Source organism: Aeromonas sp. Y318-3 (assembly GCF_027706185.1).
GTDB classification, from domain to species: Bacteria; Pseudomonadota; Gammaproteobacteria; order Enterobacterales; family Aeromonadaceae; genus Aeromonas; species Aeromonas veronii.
In genome coordinates, this window is the sequence record NZ_JAPDCN010000023.1 from 35,284 (window position 1) to 51,206 (window position 15,923).

Annotated in this window: 13 protein-coding genes; 3 read left to right on the forward strand and 10 right to left on the reverse strand. The window is 58.5% G+C overall.

The window, feature by feature from the left end:
* Window positions 1-16 precede the first annotated feature (16 nt).
* The 10 genes from hemH to lrp form a co-directional block, all read right to left on the reverse strand.
* Entirely contained in the window at window positions 17-991 is a 975-nt protein-coding gene (hemH, locus tag OKB77_RS21845) for a ferrochelatase (protein ID WP_265776242.1), read from the reverse strand.
* Window positions 992-1,089: 98 nt separating this feature from the next.
* Window positions 1,090-1,734, reverse strand: a complete 645-nt coding sequence (adk, locus tag OKB77_RS21850) for an adenylate kinase (protein ID WP_005337083.1) — start codon at window positions 1,732-1,734, stop codon at window positions 1,090-1,092.
* 303 nt (window positions 1,735-2,037) lie between these two features.
* Window positions 2,038-2,796: a tRNA isopentenyl-2-thiomethyl-A-37 hydroxylase MiaE gene (gene miaE / locus OKB77_RS21855; RefSeq protein WP_265776241.1), complete on the reverse strand. Its 759-nt coding sequence runs from the start codon at window positions 2,794-2,796 to the stop codon at window positions 2,038-2,040.
* A 204-nt stretch (window positions 2,797-3,000) separates the two neighbouring features.
* Window positions 3,001-4,521, reverse strand: a complete 1,521-nt coding sequence (gene purF / locus OKB77_RS21860) for an amidophosphoribosyltransferase (protein WP_005351229.1) — start codon at window positions 4,519-4,521, stop codon at window positions 3,001-3,003.
* 21 nt (window positions 4,522-4,542) lie between these two features.
* On the reverse strand, window positions 4,543-5,031 hold the full coding sequence (locus OKB77_RS21865; protein ID WP_005337086.1) for a CvpA family protein: 489 nt from the start codon (window positions 5,029-5,031) through the stop codon (window positions 4,543-4,545).
* Window positions 5,032-5,218: 187 nt separating this feature from the next.
* Complete coding sequence (serS, locus tag OKB77_RS21870; RefSeq protein WP_265776240.1) at window positions 5,219-6,514, reverse strand: serine--tRNA ligase; 1,296 nt, start codon at window positions 6,512-6,514, stop codon at window positions 5,219-5,221.
* Between the two features lie 306 nt (window positions 6,515-6,820).
* Window positions 6,821-8,158 carry a replication-associated recombination protein A gene (locus OKB77_RS21875; RefSeq protein WP_021230553.1) on the reverse strand — a complete coding sequence of 446 codons (1,338 nt, stop codon included), beginning with the start codon at window positions 8,156-8,158 and terminating at the stop codon, window positions 6,821-6,823.
* Window positions 8,159-8,234: 76 nt separating this feature from the next.
* Window positions 8,235-8,843 carry an outer membrane lipoprotein chaperone LolA gene (gene lolA, locus OKB77_RS21880; protein ID WP_041202312.1) on the reverse strand — a complete coding sequence of 203 codons (609 nt, stop codon included), beginning with the start codon at window positions 8,841-8,843 and terminating at the stop codon, window positions 8,235-8,237.
* An 80-nt stretch (window positions 8,844-8,923) separates the two neighbouring features.
* Entirely contained in the window at window positions 8,924-11,440 is a 2,517-nt protein-coding gene (locus OKB77_RS21885) for a DNA translocase FtsK (RefSeq protein ID WP_064338139.1), read from the reverse strand.
* Between the two features lie 202 nt (window positions 11,441-11,642).
* Window positions 11,643-12,134 (reverse strand): leucine-responsive transcriptional regulator Lrp, encoded by a 492-nt coding sequence (lrp, locus tag OKB77_RS21890; protein WP_005300047.1) that lies wholly within the window; start codon window positions 12,132-12,134, stop codon window positions 11,643-11,645.
* Between the two features lie 150 nt (window positions 12,135-12,284).
* On the opposite strand from lrp, the gene ald reads away from it, so the two are divergent.
* From ald to OKB77_RS21905, 3 genes are all read left to right on the forward strand, one after another.
* On the forward strand, window positions 12,285-13,400 hold the full coding sequence (gene ald, locus OKB77_RS21895; protein WP_005337098.1) for an alanine dehydrogenase: 1,116 nt from the start codon (window positions 12,285-12,287) through the stop codon (window positions 13,398-13,400).
* 185 nt (window positions 13,401-13,585) lie between these two features.
* Window positions 13,586-14,536 (forward strand): thioredoxin-disulfide reductase, encoded by a 951-nt coding sequence (gene trxB, locus OKB77_RS21900; RefSeq protein WP_019445530.1) that lies wholly within the window; start codon window positions 13,586-13,588, stop codon window positions 14,534-14,536.
* A 62-nt stretch (window positions 14,537-14,598) separates the two neighbouring features.
* Window positions 14,599-15,846 (forward strand): diguanylate cyclase, encoded by a 1,248-nt coding sequence (locus OKB77_RS21905; RefSeq protein WP_064338140.1) that lies wholly within the window; start codon window positions 14,599-14,601, stop codon window positions 15,844-15,846.
* Window positions 15,847-15,923 lie beyond the last annotated feature (77 nt).

Below are 15,923 nucleotides of genomic sequence, written 5' to 3' on the forward strand. Positions count from 1 at the left end.
ACTGGCTGCAGGTCACTCATGCCAATTCGCGGCAGATGAGTGAGACCATCATCCTGATGTGGGCCTGATCGCTGTTGAGGGCCGGAATATATTCAAACCGCTCGCCACCGGCCTCCATGAAGATCTCCCGGTTTTGTACCTGAATTTCCTCAAGGGTTTCGAGGCAATCGGCGGCAAAGGCGGGGCAAATCACATCGAGCCGCTTGATGCCCGCAGCAGGCATACCGGCGATGGTCACGTCTGTGTAGGGCTTGAGCCACTCCTCCTTGCCGAAGCGGGACTGGAAGCTGGCCGTCCACTGCCCGGACTCCAGCCCGAGCGCCTCGGCCAGCAAGCTGGCGGTATGGCGACACTGGTGACCATAGGGGTCCCCTTCGTTCTCATAGCGCTCGGGAATACCGTGGAACGACATCAGCAGGTGATCACCCTGGCCGTGCTGCTCCCAGTGACGGCGCACGCTCATGGCCAGCGCCTGTATGTATTCGGGATGGGCGTGATAATCACGAATGAGCCGTACCACCGGCAGATTGCGCTCTCTCTTCATCGCCTTGCTCCAGGCATCGAAGACCGAGGCGGTGGTACTGACCGAATATTGCGGATAGAGCGGCAACAGGATCACCCGGTTGACCCCTTTGGCCTTGAGCGCCTGCCAGCCATCATTCACTGACGGGGAACCATAGGTCATCGCCAGCTCCACCGGCACATCGACGCCCTCCCGCTTGAGCTCATGCTCCAGCGCAGCACGCTGCTGCTTGCTTATCACCATCAGCGGCGAGCCCTGCTCGGTCCACACCTGCTGATAGAGCTTGGCCACTTTGGGCGAGCGCGTCGGCAAGATGATGAAGTGGAGCAGCGGACACCAGAGGTAACGGGGCAGGTCCACCACACGGGGATCGTGCAAGAACTGGCTGAGGAACGCTTTGACGGCAGCGGTGGTCGGTGCGGCTGGGGTACCCAGATTGACCAGCAATATTCCGGTTTTCGTGGTCACGTTGGCTTCCTGTCTATCTGTCATTATGCAAAAAGGGCCCGACAGGGCCCTTCTCTTTATTTATCTGATGGCACGGGAAACAGTGCCGGCAGCAAAGATCAGCCCAGAATGGTGGCAAGCTGCTTGCTGACCAGATCAACCGGCTGGGTGCCGTCGATCTTGACGTAACGGGTGTGGCCCGCTTCCGCCTCTTTGCCGTAGAAACCGATCAGCGGCGCGGTCTGCTGATGATATACATCCAGACGCTTGCGTACTGTGGTCTCTTCGTCGTCGGCGCGGATCACCAGATCTTCACCGGTCACGTCATCCTTGCCTTCCACTTTCGGCGGGTTGAACACCACGTGGTAGGTACGGCCGGAGCCGGAGTGAACGCGACGGCCGCTCATGCGCTTGACGATCTCTTCGTCCGGCACATCGAACTCCAGCACGAAATCAACCACGACACCGGCGTCCTTCATGGCTTGCGCCTGGGGAATGGTGCGCGGGAAACCGTCCAACAGGAAGCCTTTGGCGCAGTCCGGCTGAGCGATGCGCTCTTTGACCAGACCGATGATGATGTCGTCAGAGACCAGCTGACCTGCGTCCATCACAGCTTTGGCTTTCAGACCGAGCTCGGTGCCCGCTTTGATCGCCGCACGCAGCATGTCGCCGGTGGAGATCTGGGGAATACCGTGTTTTTCCATGATGAACTGAGCCTGGGTACCTTTGCCGGCGCCCGGAGCCCCCAACAGAACAATGCGCATACACGCTCCTATTGATTGGTTATTCAAATCTTGCGAAGGCAAAAAAGTACACGGTTTCGCCCGTTTCTACAAGGGTGAGCCACCTGAATGAGCACTTTATCACCACAATAACCGGCTGATCGAACAGGATTTCATCGCAAGGGGAAGACGCAAAAATAGCCAAGGATTCAGCATAGAGCGCCAAAAGCAGGAAGGAGGTACGACAGAAAAAAAGATCCCGGCTCAGGGCCGGGAATTGCGCTCAAAAGTAACTACTTGTCGCTCGTAGTAGGAACAGGGCAATAGTAGTTTGCCCCCTGTGCGTCAACAACTGTCAGATGTGACAGGCAGGCCGCTATGAAACCGGAACTGGGGATCCGGCGAGCAGATTAGCTCGGCTTCCAGCTTGCCAAAGAAGGCTATCCGTTCGCTGATATCCTCCCCTGCGTACTGTTCGGCCAGGCTCAGGTAATCCTGATAGTGGCGCGCTTCGGAGCGCAGCAAAGAGACATAGAAGCGGCTCAGCTCCTCGTCCAGATGGGGCGCCAACTTGGCAAACCGCTCGCAGGAGCGGGCCTCGATATAGGCGCCGATGATCATCTTGTCGACTATGGTGGCAGGCTCATGGGTGCGCACATGCTGCATCAACTGGCGGGCATAGCGGGAGGCCGTCACCGGCCCGTATTCGATGCCGCGGGCCTGCATGATCTCCAGCACCTGCTCGAAGTGGTGCAGTTCTTCCTGAATGAGCCGCACCATGGGAAACAGCAGTGGATTGCGTTCCAGCTCGGCAAAGACGGTGCGATCAGACTCCCCCATGCTGCGTTTGCCCAGGATCTCGGCCTTCTCCGGAATGGCATCCAGCTCGCGATAGAACTCCAGCTTAGGCAGCAGATGGCGCTTGCCCTTGGGCAGGCAGTAGCGGCGCACCAGACTGTGGGCGGTGAGTGCGGCCTTGGTCTCGCAGTTGGCGTGATCAATAAGCAGGGTCGGTAAACGGGCCGGATCCCGCGCCATCTCTACCCACTCATCCGGGGTCTCGCACTGCAAAAACTGGCGCACTGGGGCTAGCAGATCATCCATCTGAACTCTCGTCTCTTAAAAGCGTATCGATCATATATGTTGCCGCCTATGCTAGCGGATCCCGCTGGCCATGCCCATATCCGGCAAGATAAATGGATGTTTTTCAAACAGATATCCCCTCCCCTTCTGCCCGTGCGAGGTAGAAACGACAATGGGGGCCACTGGCCCCCATCTCGCTATCCCATCCGGCAAAACCGCAAACGTTTAACTGCCTTCGTTAAAAATTTCCAGATTGCTGGTGCCTTCCTGCCATTCACGCACCGCTTTGGTGTCATCGTTGCGCAGGGCGTTGAGGTGATCCAGATAGGACTGGTCCACGTCGGAGGTGACGTAATGGCCATTGAAGACCGAGGTCTCGAAGTGACGCAGATCCGGGTTGATCTCCCGCACGGCGGCTTCCAGATCTTCCAGATCCTGGAAAATCAGGCCGTCAGCGCCAATCAGCTTGCACACCTCTTCCACTTCGCGGCCATGGGCGATCAGCTCGTTGGCGGTGGGCATATCGATGCCATAGACGTTAGGGAAGCGAATTTCTGGAGCCGCCGAGGCGAAGTAGACCTTGGCTGCCCCCGCTTCACGGGCCATCTGGATGATCTGCTCGGACGTGGTACCACGCACAATGGAATCGTCCACCAGCAACACCTTCTTGCCCTTGAATTCGGAGCTGATGGCGTTGAGCTTGCGACGCACCGACTTCTTGCGCTGGGTCTGGCCCGGCATGATGAAGGTACGGCCGATGTAGCGGTTCTTCACGAAGCCCTGACGGTATGGCAGGTCGAGGGTGTGAGCGATCTCCAGCGCCACGTCGCAGGAGGTCTCGGGGATGGGGATAACCACATCGACGTCGAGATCTTCCCACTCGCGGGCAATCTTCTGACCCAGCTTGCGACCCATGTTGAGGCGGGCGGCGTAGACCGAGACCTTGTCGATGCACGAATCGGGACGCGCGAAGTAGACGTATTCGAAGATGCAGGAGCTCATCTGCGGGTTCTCCGCACACTGCTCGGAGAAGAGCTGGCCCTGCTCGGTGATGTAGATGGCTTCACCCGGCGCAATATCCCGCACCGTCTCGAAACCGATGGCGTCGAGTGCCACGCTCTCGGAGGCAAGCATGTACTCCACCTGACCTTGCTCGTCCTGACGACGACCGAGGATCAGTGGGCGAATGCCGTTGGGATCGCGAAAGCCGATAAGACCATGGCCAATCACCAGCGAGACCACCGCATAAGCGCCGCGGATCTGCTGATGGGTTCTGCGCACCGCGGCGAAGATATCTTCGGGGCGCAGCGCCATCTTGTCACAACGATCCAGCTCGTGGGCCAGCACGTTCAGCAACACTTCCGAGTCGGAGGTGGTGTTGATGTGGCGACGGGCGACCTTGAACTGCTGCTCCTTGAGCTCCTTGGCGTTGGTGAGATTGCCGTTATGGGCCAGCACCATGCCGTAGGGCGAGTTCACATAAAAAGGTTGGGCTTCAGCGGCACTTGAGCTGCCTGCGGTGGGGTATCTGACATGACCTATGCCGATGTTCCCTTGCAGACGCTGCATGTGGCGCACTTCAAACACGTCCTTCACCAAGCCATTGGCCTTGCGTTGCCGGAAGTTTCCACTATCAATGGTCACGATCCCGGCGGCATCCTGTCCCCTGTGCTGCAACACCGTCAAGGCGTCGTAGAGGGCCTGATTGACGGGGGTGGTGCCAACTATACCGACAATACCACACATGTCTTTGCTACCTCGAAGTCACTATACCTGTTTAAGAAAACTGGATGAGTTCAACATGAACCCGAAAAACCACTGGATCACCGGCTTGAACTCCGGCACCAGCTTGGACGCCACCCACCAGTCGCTCTGGGAGAGGCTGGTGAAGGTATCCATGAAAAAAAGCAGGGCACTGACGATCAGCACCCCGCGAATTGCACCGAAGCAGACCCCCAGCACCCGATCGGTACCGGAGAGACCCGTCTTGTCCACCAACAGGCCCACTACATAGTTGACCACGCTGCCGAGGATCAGGGTCGCCACAAACAGCGCCGCGATGGCCAGACCGTTGCGAACCAGCGCGTCGGAGAAGGAGGTGAAATAGACGGCGAGATCGGGATAGAAATGGCTGGCAATAAAGAAGGCGACGAACCAAGTGACAAGAGACATGGCCTCCTTGACGAAGCCGCGCACCAGGCTGATGAGAGCAGAGAAACCGACGATGCCGATGATGGCGTAATCAATCCAGACCATAGAAAAAGATGTCCTGCGAAATTGCGGCGCAGTCTAACAAAAACGATTGCGCATTGCTTGATAAAAATGTGTTAACTGTTCAAAGCGACGCCGAATAGCCGCATTTTTTCAGCACTAAAACGGTTGATCGGCGCCAGAATGCACAACGCCATGGCAATGCCATGGCGTTGTGGTCTGCGGTGTGAGCTTACCCGATGTGGGTCAGGCCACCCATGTAGGATTGCAGCGCAGCCGGGATGGCGACGCGGCCATCTTCCTGCTGGTAGTTCTCCATCACGGCAACCAGGGTACGACCCACAGCCAGACCGGAGCCGTTCAGGGTGTGCAGCAGCTGCGGCTTGCCGTCGATACGCACGCGAGCCTGCATGCGGCGCGCCTGGAAGTCGGTGCAGTTGGAGACAGAGGAGATCTCGCGGTAAGTGTTCTGGGCCGGCAGCCACACTTCCAGATCATAGGTCTTGGAAGCGCAGAAACCCATGTCACCGGTAGAGAGCGCCATCACGCGATACGGCAGCTCCAGCAGTTGCAGCACCTTCTCGGCGTGACCCACCATCTCCTCCAGCGCATCCCAGGATTTCTCCGGGTGAACCAGCTGAACCATTTCGACTTTGTCGAACTGGTGCATACGGATGAGGCCACGGGTATCACGACCGTAGGAACCCGCTTCAGAGCGGAAGCAGGGGCTGTGGGCGGTCATCTTGATCGGCAGCTCTTGCGCGTCAAAGATCTCGTCACGGGCCATGTTGGTGAGCGGCACTTCAGAGGTCGGGATCAGGGAGAACTTGCGCAGCTTGCCCTCTTCTTCCCCTTCGCCTTCGATACCGGTATTGAACAGGTCCTGGGCAAATTTCGGCAACTGACCGGTGCCATAGAGGCTGTCCGGGTTCACCAGATAGGGCACGTAGCACTCGGTGTAACCGTGCTGCTGGGTGTGCAGATCCAGCATGAACTGAGCCAGGGCTCGGTGCAGACGGGCAATCTGACCCTTCATCACCACGAAACGGGTACCGGAGAGTTTGACGCCATTCTTGAAGTCAACGCCCTTGGCCGCTTCGCCCAGATCGATGTGATCGCGTACCGGGAAGCTGAACTCGCGCGGGGTACCCCAGCGGCGCACTTCCACGTTGTCGTTCTCGTCACGGCCCACCGGAGTGGTCTCGCTCGGCAGGTTGGGGATGGCGTCGGCAATGGCTTTCAGCTGGGCCAGCAGGGCATCCAGCTCGACCTTGCTGGTTTCCAGCTCGTCGTTGATCTTGGTCACTTCGGCCTTGAGCGGGGCAACATCTTCACCACGACGGGCAGCTTCACCGATGGATTTGGAGCGGGCGTTGCGCTCGGCCTGCAGCTCCTGGGTACGGGACTGCAGATCCTTGCGTTTCTCTTCCAGAGCGTTGACAGCCGCTACGTCCAGAACGTAGCCACGTGTCGCCAGACGAGCGGCAGCCTCTTCGATATCGCTGCGCAGATATTTGGGATCCAGCATGGTTTACCTACTTTTTTAAAATGGGATCTGGGCCTGAGTCGTCATGACGGGCTGGGAAACAGATCCGGAAGTTAACATCGGTTGGCGCACCCCAATCGTCTTCAGAATCGGGCCTCAACAATCAGGCCTTCGAGATCAAGAAGATGGCGCAAGGCCAAGACAAGCGGGGTCAGACGGGCAGTGTAGCAGACCGCCCCCCCGCCCGAACAGGGACTATTTGTGTCGTTTTTACCGACTTTGGCACGCAAACCGTCCTGCATATTCAAACGCCTGACCAATTTTCAGCCATGCGAGGTAACAAAGGGGCTATTTGCCCCGTTGCTGCGGACTTTGCCTGTCCAGTTCATGGAGGTAATCGAGCTTCTGGCCAATCTGCTTTTCAAGGCCGCGATCGGTGGGCTGGTAGTACTGCTTGCCCGCCAGCTCGGGCGGAAAATACTGCTCGCCAGCGGCATAGGCGCCCGGCTCGTCATGGGCATAGCGATACTCGGCGCCATAGCCCAGATCGCTCATCAGCTTGGTCGGCGCATTGCGCAGGTGTACCGGCACCTCGAAGTCAGGGAGGTTTTTGGCATCATGAAGCGCCGCCTTCCAGGCGGTATAGACCGCATTGCTTTTCGGGGCGCAGGCGAGATAGACGATCGCCTGGGCGATAGCCCGCTCCCCTTCCGCCGGCCCAATCCGATGGAAACAATCCCAGGCCGACAGGGCGACCTGCATGGCACGGGGATCGGCATTGCCCACATCTTCCGAGGCAATCGCCAGCAAGCGGCGGGCAATATAGAGGGGATCGCAACCGGCGCTCACCATACGGGCGTACCAATAGAGCGCCGCATCCGGCGCCGAGCCGCGAATGGATTTGTGCACCGCCGAGATGAGGTCGTAGAAGTGATCGCCCCCCTTGTCGAAGCGGGCCACATGCTCCCCCACCACGGCGGCGAGCAGGGCACTGTCGATCACCCGCGCCCCTGTACTGTCGGTTTCGGCCATGTCGGCCAACAGCTCCAGATAGTTGAGGGATTTACGCCCGTCCCCATCCACCGCCTTGGCCAGCGCCTCTTTGACGCCGGGGGCGAAGGTGAGTGCCGGATCATTGAGACCACGGGGATCGGTCATCGCCTGATCGAGCATGGCGAGAATATCGCTCTCCTCCAGTCGCTTGAGCAGATAGACCCGGGCTCGTGAGAGCAGTGCGTTGTTGAGTTCGAACGAGGGGTTTTCAGTGGTGGCACCGATAAAGGTGATGGTGCCATCTTCGATGTGAGGCAGGAACACATCCTGCTGGCTCTTGTTGAAGCGGTGCACCTCATCCACGAACAGAATGGTGCGCACTCCGCGCCAGCTGTTCTCTTTGGCCTTGTCGATGGCGGCGCGGATCTCCTTGATGCCGGAGGTGACCGCAGAGAGTCGCTCCACTTCCGCCTGACAGTAGTGAGCCATCAACTCCGCCAGCGTAGTCTTGCCGGTACCGGGCGGTCCCCACAGGATCATCGAGTGGCAGTGACCAGCCAGAATGGCTTTGCGCAGGGGCTTGTCAGCCCCCAGGATATGTTGCTGACCGATATACTGGTCGAGGTTTTGCGGCCGCATCCGGGCCGCCAGCGGACGAAAGTCCGACGAGAAATCCAGCGACAAGTTACTCATCTGTATTGACCACCCAGCGTCACGCCACTCGCCTTTGACTGGCGCGGTGGCGAGCAATCCAACGACCGCTTGCTCATTAGCGCTGGTCGTCCAGCTCTACCCCCTTCGGGATCTTGAAAACAAATTCGTTGCCCTTGAGCACCGGCTTGCGGTTGAAGCTGCTCAGGGTGAATTCACTCCACTGCCCTTGCGCCTCTTTCACATCGAAACGACTGATGTTGTCTTGTCTGTCGAAGGTGACACGGAAGGAGGCGATCAGCTCATCCTTGTTGCGGCTGGTGACGGTGTAGACATCGCCCTGCTGGGTCACGTCATAGTTCTTCCAGAACTTGTCGTCATTACCGGCGATCAAGATAAAGGGGGTGTTGAGCACCGCATCTTTCAGCTTGAGGGCAGTGACCTGCTCGACGAAGGGATCATAGACCCAGACATCCTGACCATCTGCCACGATCAGGCTCTCGTCCGGCGAGGTAGTGTGCCAGTTGAAACGGTTTGGCCGCTGCACCAGCAGGTCGCCGCTGGCCTTTTGCAGCTCCTTGCCCTTGCTGTCATAGACGGTCTGGGCAAATTTGGCGGAGAAGAGGCTCACCCCCGCCAGCTTCTGTTTGAGATCGCTGGCCGCATCGGCCCACACCTGGCTGCTGGCCATCAGCAGCACGGTACCCATCAACAGTTGTTTTTTCATCACGCTCTTCATAAAGACGCTCTCGATAAAAGGCCACGCCCACGGAGGGCATGGCCAGGGATAGTATGAAACGGTGAGGCTTAGTCCCGCACCGGCGGCGGTGCCAACACGTCGCGCTGACCATTGCCACCCGGTGAGCTAACGATGCCCTGATTCTCCATCTGCTCGATGAGACGGGCTGCCCGGTTGTAACCAATCTTGAACTTGCGCTGGACGCTGGAGGTCGAGCCACGGCGGGACTCCACCACAAAAGCGACCGCTTCGTCGAACAGGGGGTCGAGCTCTTCATCGCCACCACCGCCATATTCGCCGCTGCCACCTTCGCCACCCGACTCACCGGAGAGGATCTCCTCGATGTAGTTCGGCTCGCCGCGCAGTTTCCAGTCCGCCACCACCTTGTGCACTTCGTGATCATCGACGAACGCACCGTGTACCCGGGTCGGGTTGGAGGTGCCAGCCGGCATGTAGAGCATGTCACCCATACCGAGCAGGGATTCGGCGCCGCCCTGATCGATGATGGTGCGCGAGTCGATCTTGCTCGACACCTGGAACGAGATCCGGGTCGGGATGTTGGCCTTGATAAGACCGGTAATGACATCCACCGACGGACGCTGGGTCGCCAGAATGAGGTGAATACCGGCGGCCCGCGCCTTCTGGGCGATACGGGCGATCAGCTCTTCCACCTTCTTGCCGACGATCATCATCATGTCGGCAAATTCGTCCACCACCACCACGATGTGAGGCAGTTTCTCCAACTCTGGCGGCATCTGATCCATGGAGTCACCCGGGCGCCACAACGGATCCAGCAGGGGTTCCCCCTCCTCGATGGCAGCCAGTACCTTGTCGTTGTAGCCCTTGAGGTTGCGCACCCCGACTGCCGACATCAGCTTGTAACGGCGCTCCATCTCGCCCACACACCAGCGCAGGGCGTTGGCGGCATCCTTCATGTCGGTCACCACCTCGGTCAGCAGATGCGGGATCCCTTCGTAGACCGAGAGTTCCAGCATCTTGGGGTCGATCATGATGAAGCGCAGATCATCGGGGGATGACTTGTAGAGCATCGAGATGATCATGGTGTTCACCCCTACCGACTTACCGGAACCTGTGGTACCGGCCACCAGCAGGTGCGGCATCTTGGCCAGGTTCACCACCACCGGCTCGCCGGCGATGTCCTGACCCAGGCCCATGGTGAGCGGGTTGCGGCTATCGCGGAAAGCATCGCAGTCAAGGGTTTCGCGCAGATAAACGGTCTGACGCACCCGGTTGGGCAGCTCGATCCCCACATAAGTCTTGCCCGGGATCACCTCAACCACCCGCACGCTGCTTGCAGACAAGGAGCGGGCCAGATCGCGCGAGAGGTTGGTGATCTTGCTCGCCTTCATGCCCGGCGCCAGATCCAGCTCGAAACGAGTAATGACCGGGCCCGGATAGACACCGACCACCTTGGCCTGCACGTTGTAGTCGGCAAGCTTGGCCTCCACCAGACGCCCCATGCGATCCAGCTCATCCTTGCTCATCATCTGGGTCTTGGCTGGCGGTCTGTCCAGCAGTTCGATACTCGGCAACGGCGGCATTGTTGACTGCGGACGACGCTTGGGCTTGGTTGGTGCGACGACTACCGGCGCGGCGACCTCGTCGTCCCCTTCGGCCCACGGCAGATCCAGATCGTCCTCATCATCGTCGTCGGCCACAGCCAGTACCGGCTGGCGGCGACCATTGGCGGCCGCCACCGCACGTTTCGGCTTGGCAGCCGGAGTCGGCTCGTCCTCTTCATCATCAAACTGTGGGTCGAACTCGAAGGTATCGTCGTCGAGTTCCGGCAGCCACTCTTCGGCGGCAGCCTTCTGATTCTTGGCCTTGGGCTTGCGAGTCCAGCTGGTGTGCGGCTCATCTTCCTCATCATCAAACGCGATGGCCCCTACCCCGCCTTCCAACAAGGGATCCGGCCCCTCGTTGCGAGGTTGACGCCAGCCACCGGTCAGCCAGCGGCCGAGGGTGGTCGGGAAGTGGTAAACAGCGCTGACCGAACCGGTACAGGCCGCGCCGATCTGCTCGACGATGGTGAGCCAGGACCAGCCGGTAAACAGGGTGATGCCGGTTGCCACGAAGCAGAGCAGCATCAGGTTGGCCCCGACGCCGCCAAACAGCGGCACCACTGCAGAAGCGATCACATCCCCCACCAGACCACCGGCGGAGAAGTTTTGCATATCGTTGAAGTTCATGCTGGCAATTGCCGACATGCCGAGCACGGTCAGGATAAAGCCGATGATCCGCACCCCCAGGGTGAGGTAATCCACATCGAGCAGACGGCTCGGGCGCCAGAACAGACTCCAGCCCAGCAGCACCACCAGCGGCGGCACCAGATAGGAGAAGGCACCAAAGGTAAACATGGTGATATCGGCGAGCCAGGCACCGGCACTACCGGCGAGGTTCTTCACCTCCCCTTGCCAGGAGGTCTGGGACCAGCCGGGATCAGCGGGATGATAGGACAACAGGGCAAGCAGAAGATAAGCAGCCATCAGGGTGATGGCGATCAAGACGGCTTCGAAGATCCGTTGTATACCTGATAAAGGAGTAAACAGCTTTTTATCGGCCAAACTCCGGCTCCTTTCTGAAAACATGTAATGCAGGAAATAAGGGGGCCTAGTATCCCCGAAAAGCCCATCGATTGTCAGCCAGAGCCTGATGGGACGGGGCCATATTTGCAATTATCTTTACAAGAAGAAACGAGCGGACCGGCCGCTCGTTTCTGACTGTCATGGTGTCTCATATGGAAAAGACACCACGGCATAACCTGCTTTATCGGGTGCTGATCACCAGACGACTGCTCTGCTTGACCTCTTCCATCACCACATAGGTGCGGGTGTCATTGACACCGGGCAGACGCAGCAGGGTTTCCCCCAACAGACGGCGGTAAGCCGACATGTCGCTGACTCGGGTCTTGAGCAGATAGTCGAAGTCACCGGAAACCAGATGACACTCCTGGATCTCTTCGAGTACCTGAACAGCCTTGTTGAACTGTTCAAACACATCAGGCGCCCCGCGATTGAGGGTTATCTCTACAAACACCAGCAGAGATGCGTCCAGATAATGAGGGTTCAGAATAGCGGCATATCCTTCGATATAACCTTGTCGCTCGAGGCGACGAACCCGTTCCAGACACGGTGTAGGACTCAGGCCAACTCGCTTGGACAACTCAACATTCGAAATCCTGCCATCCTTTTGCAGTTCATTAAGAATGTTGCGGTCAATCCTGTCCAAATCCTTTAGCCGACTCTTAGCTTCCATCATTTTATTCCATCCTTTGGCTATTTTTTGGTAAGAATCACCAGTCATTTTATAATTATGGTCACAAATCCTGTCAATACCTGAATATACTAGGCGCAAATGTTGGTTAACATTTTGGCAACATGAAACACCAATCTATAGACGAGGGATAGCATGATTATCGGTGTACCTAAAGAGATAAAAAACCATGAATACCGCGTAGGCATGGTTCCGGCCAGTGTACGTGAACTGACAGCACGAAACCATACTGTTTTCGTCCAAAGCGGTGCCGGAAACGGCATTGGCTTCAGCGATGCAGATTATATCGCTGTTGGCGCCGAAATTTTGGCCTCTGCAGCAGAGGTTTTCGCCAAAGCCGAGATGATCGTCAAGGTCAAGGAACCTCAGCCTGTCGAATGTGCCATGCTGCGTCCGGGTCAAACCCTGTTCACCTATCTGCATCTGGCGCCAGACTTGCCCCAGACCGAAGCCCTGCTGAAAAGCGGCGCCATCTGTATCGCCTATGAAACCGTCACCGACGGCCGTGGCGGCCTGCCCCTGCTGGCCCCCATGTCGGAAGTCGCAGGTCGCATGTCTATTCAGGCGGGTGCCCAAGCGCTGGAAAAATCGCGCGGTGGTAGCGGTGTGCTGCTCGGCGGCGTACCCGGTGTCGAACCGGCCAAGGTGGTGATCATCGGTGGCGGCGTGGTCGGCTCCAATGCGGCCCGCATGGCCATTGGCCTGCGCGCGGATGTCACCATCCTCGATAACAACGTCGATACCCTGCGCCGTCTCGATAACGAGTTCCAGGGAGCGGCCAAGGTGGTCTACTCCAACAGCGAGACGCTGGAACGCCATCTGCTGGCGGCCGATCTGGTCATCGGTGGCGTGCTGGTACCGGGTGCCACTGCGCCAAAACTTGTCCGCCGTGACCACATTGCGCGCATGAAGCCGGGTTCTGCCATCGTCGATGTGGCCATCGATCAGGGCGGCTGTGTGGAAACCTCCCACGCCACCACCCACCAGGATCCGACCTATATTGTCGATGAAGTGGTGCACTACTGTGTCGCCAACATGCCGGGGGCGGTGGCCCGCACCTCGACCGTGGCGCTCAACAATGCCACCCTCCCCTTTATCATCAAGCTGGCCCAGCAAGGGTATCGTCAGGCACTGCTGAGCGACCCCAACCTGTTGCACGGGCTCAACGTGATGGAGGGCAAGCTCACCTGCAAGGAAGTGGCCGTGGCACATGGCCTTGCCTACACGGATCCCCTGACCCTGCTGAACTGATCTGCGCTGGCCTGCGCCAGTTGGAGATGAGTGAAAATCCGCCCGCGATGGGCGGTTTTTTTATTCCTTTATTTTGCATGTCACCCCTTGTGAACACGATTAGTGCAATCGACTCACCAGCCTTTGACCCCGGATCACGAATTACCTACAATCGCGCAAACTCATCACATCCCGGAAATGACATCATGAGCCAAGTCACTCACAGCAAATTGCTGATCTTAGGGTCAGGCCCGGCCGGTTACACCGCGGCCGTCTACGCCGCCCGCGCCAACCTCAATCCACTGCTCATCACCGGCATGCAGCAAGGGGGTCAGCTGACCACCACCACCGAAGTGGAGAACTGGCCAGGTGATCCGGAAGGGCTGACCGGCCCTGCCCTGATGGAGCGCATGAAAGAGCATGCAGAGAAGTTCGACACCCGCATCCTGTTTGATCACATCAACAGTGTCGAACTGACTCAGCGCCCGTTCCGCCTCAAAGGGGACAACGGCGAATACACCTGCGATGCCCTGATCATTGCGACCGGCGCCTCCGCCAAGTATCTGGGCCTGCCCTCCGAAGAGGCCTTCAAGGGGCGCGGCGTCTCCGCCTGTGCCACCTGTGACGGTTTCTTCTACCGCAATCAGGAAGTGGCGGTGATCGGCGGCGGCAACACCGCTGTTGAAGAGGCCTTGTATCTGGCCAACATCGCCAAAAAGGTGCACCTGATCCACCGCCGCGACGAGTTCCGTGCCGAGAAGATCCTGATCAAGCGTCTGCACGACAAAGTCGCGAGCGGCAACATCGTGCTGCACACCCACCAGACCCTGGACGAAGTGCTGGGCGATCAGATGGGGGTCACCGGTGTGCGCCTGCGCAACACTCAGGACAACAGCACCAGCGAGCTGCCGCTGATGGGCGTCTTCATCGCCATCGGCCATCAGCCCAATACCCAGATCTTCGATGGCCAGCTGGAGATGCAAAACGGTTATCTGAAGGTACGTGGCGGCCTCGACGGTTTTGCCACCCAGACCAGCATTGAAGGTGTCTTCGCTGCCGGCGACGTGGCCGACCACAACTACCGTCAGGCGATCACCTCTGCCGGTACCGGCTGCATGGCAGCCCTCGATGCCGAACGCTACCTCGACGCGCAATAAACAAGCGCAGATGTGATATAAGGCATACCAGTCGGTATGCCTTTTTTATTTAAAGGAGTCTAATGAAACAGAAGATATTGATTGTCGAAGATAGCCTGACCATCCGCCGTATGCTGACTCAGGCCATTGCCCAGCAGACAGGCCTCGAGATTGACGCCTTCGATACCCTCGAAGGTGCCCGTCACTGCCGGGGCGAGGAGTATGTGGTCGCGCTGGTGGACCTGACCTTGCCGGATGCGCCCCGTGGCGAAGCGGTCAACGAGCTGCTGGCTCGAGGTTTGCCGGTGGTGATCCTCACTGCCGACATCAGCGAGGATAAACGTGCCGCCTGGCTGGAAACCGGCGTGCTGGACTATGTGATGAAGGATTCGCGCCACTCGCTGCAATATGCCGTCAGTCTGGTGCACCGCCTCTATCTCAACCAGTCGATCGAAGTGCTGGTAGTCGACGACTCACGCACCTCCCGTCACCGCACCATGGCCCAGTTGCGCAAGCAGTTGTTGCAGGTGCATGAGGCCAGTCATGCCCGTGAAGCGATGGCGATGCTGGAGCAACACCCGGACATCCGGCTGGCACTGGTCGACTACTATATGCCGGATATCGATGGCATCAGTCTGGTGCGGATGCTGAGAGAGCGTTACAGCAAGCAGCAGCTCGCGATTATCGGGATCTCGGTCTCGGACAAGCGCGGTCTCTCTGCTCGCTATCTCAAGCAGGGCGCCAACGACTTTCTCAACCAGCCGTTCGAGCCGGAAGAACTGCAGTGTCGGGTCAGCCACAATCTGGAAGCGCTCGAGCAGTTCAACAGCATTCAGGAGTCAGCCAATCGTGACTACCTGACCGGTCTCTACAATCGGCGCTACTGGTTCAACGAAGGGCAAAAATGGTTTGAAGAATATCAGCGCCAGCAGACGCCTCTTGCACTCTGTGTGCTCGATGTGGATCACTTCAAGCAGGTCAACGATCACTGGGGCCATGCCATCGGCGATCAACTGCTCTGCCATCTGACCCGGCTACTGACCCAGTTCTTCCCCGATGCCATGATCGCCCGGTTTGGCGGAGAGGAGTTTGCCATGATGGTGCCTCACTGTACCGTCCCCGTGTTGATCAAGCGTCTTGAAGGGCTGCGTCAGCAGCTGCGCCAGCAACCCTTGTCACCGGAAACCCCGCTCTTTGTTCGCGCCAGTTACGGCGTGATCAGCGTCGGGCGGATATCCATGGACGAGGCGCTGAGCGTAGCGGATCGGCTGCTCTATCAGGCAAAGAACACCGGTCGCGATAAGATAGTCTCTCAAGAGACAGCTATCTGAATCCTCAGGGCATCAGTCCCGTGTATTACCGCCCGACAGACTTTCCGACAGGAGAGTCTGCGGGTTCCTTCCCTGCC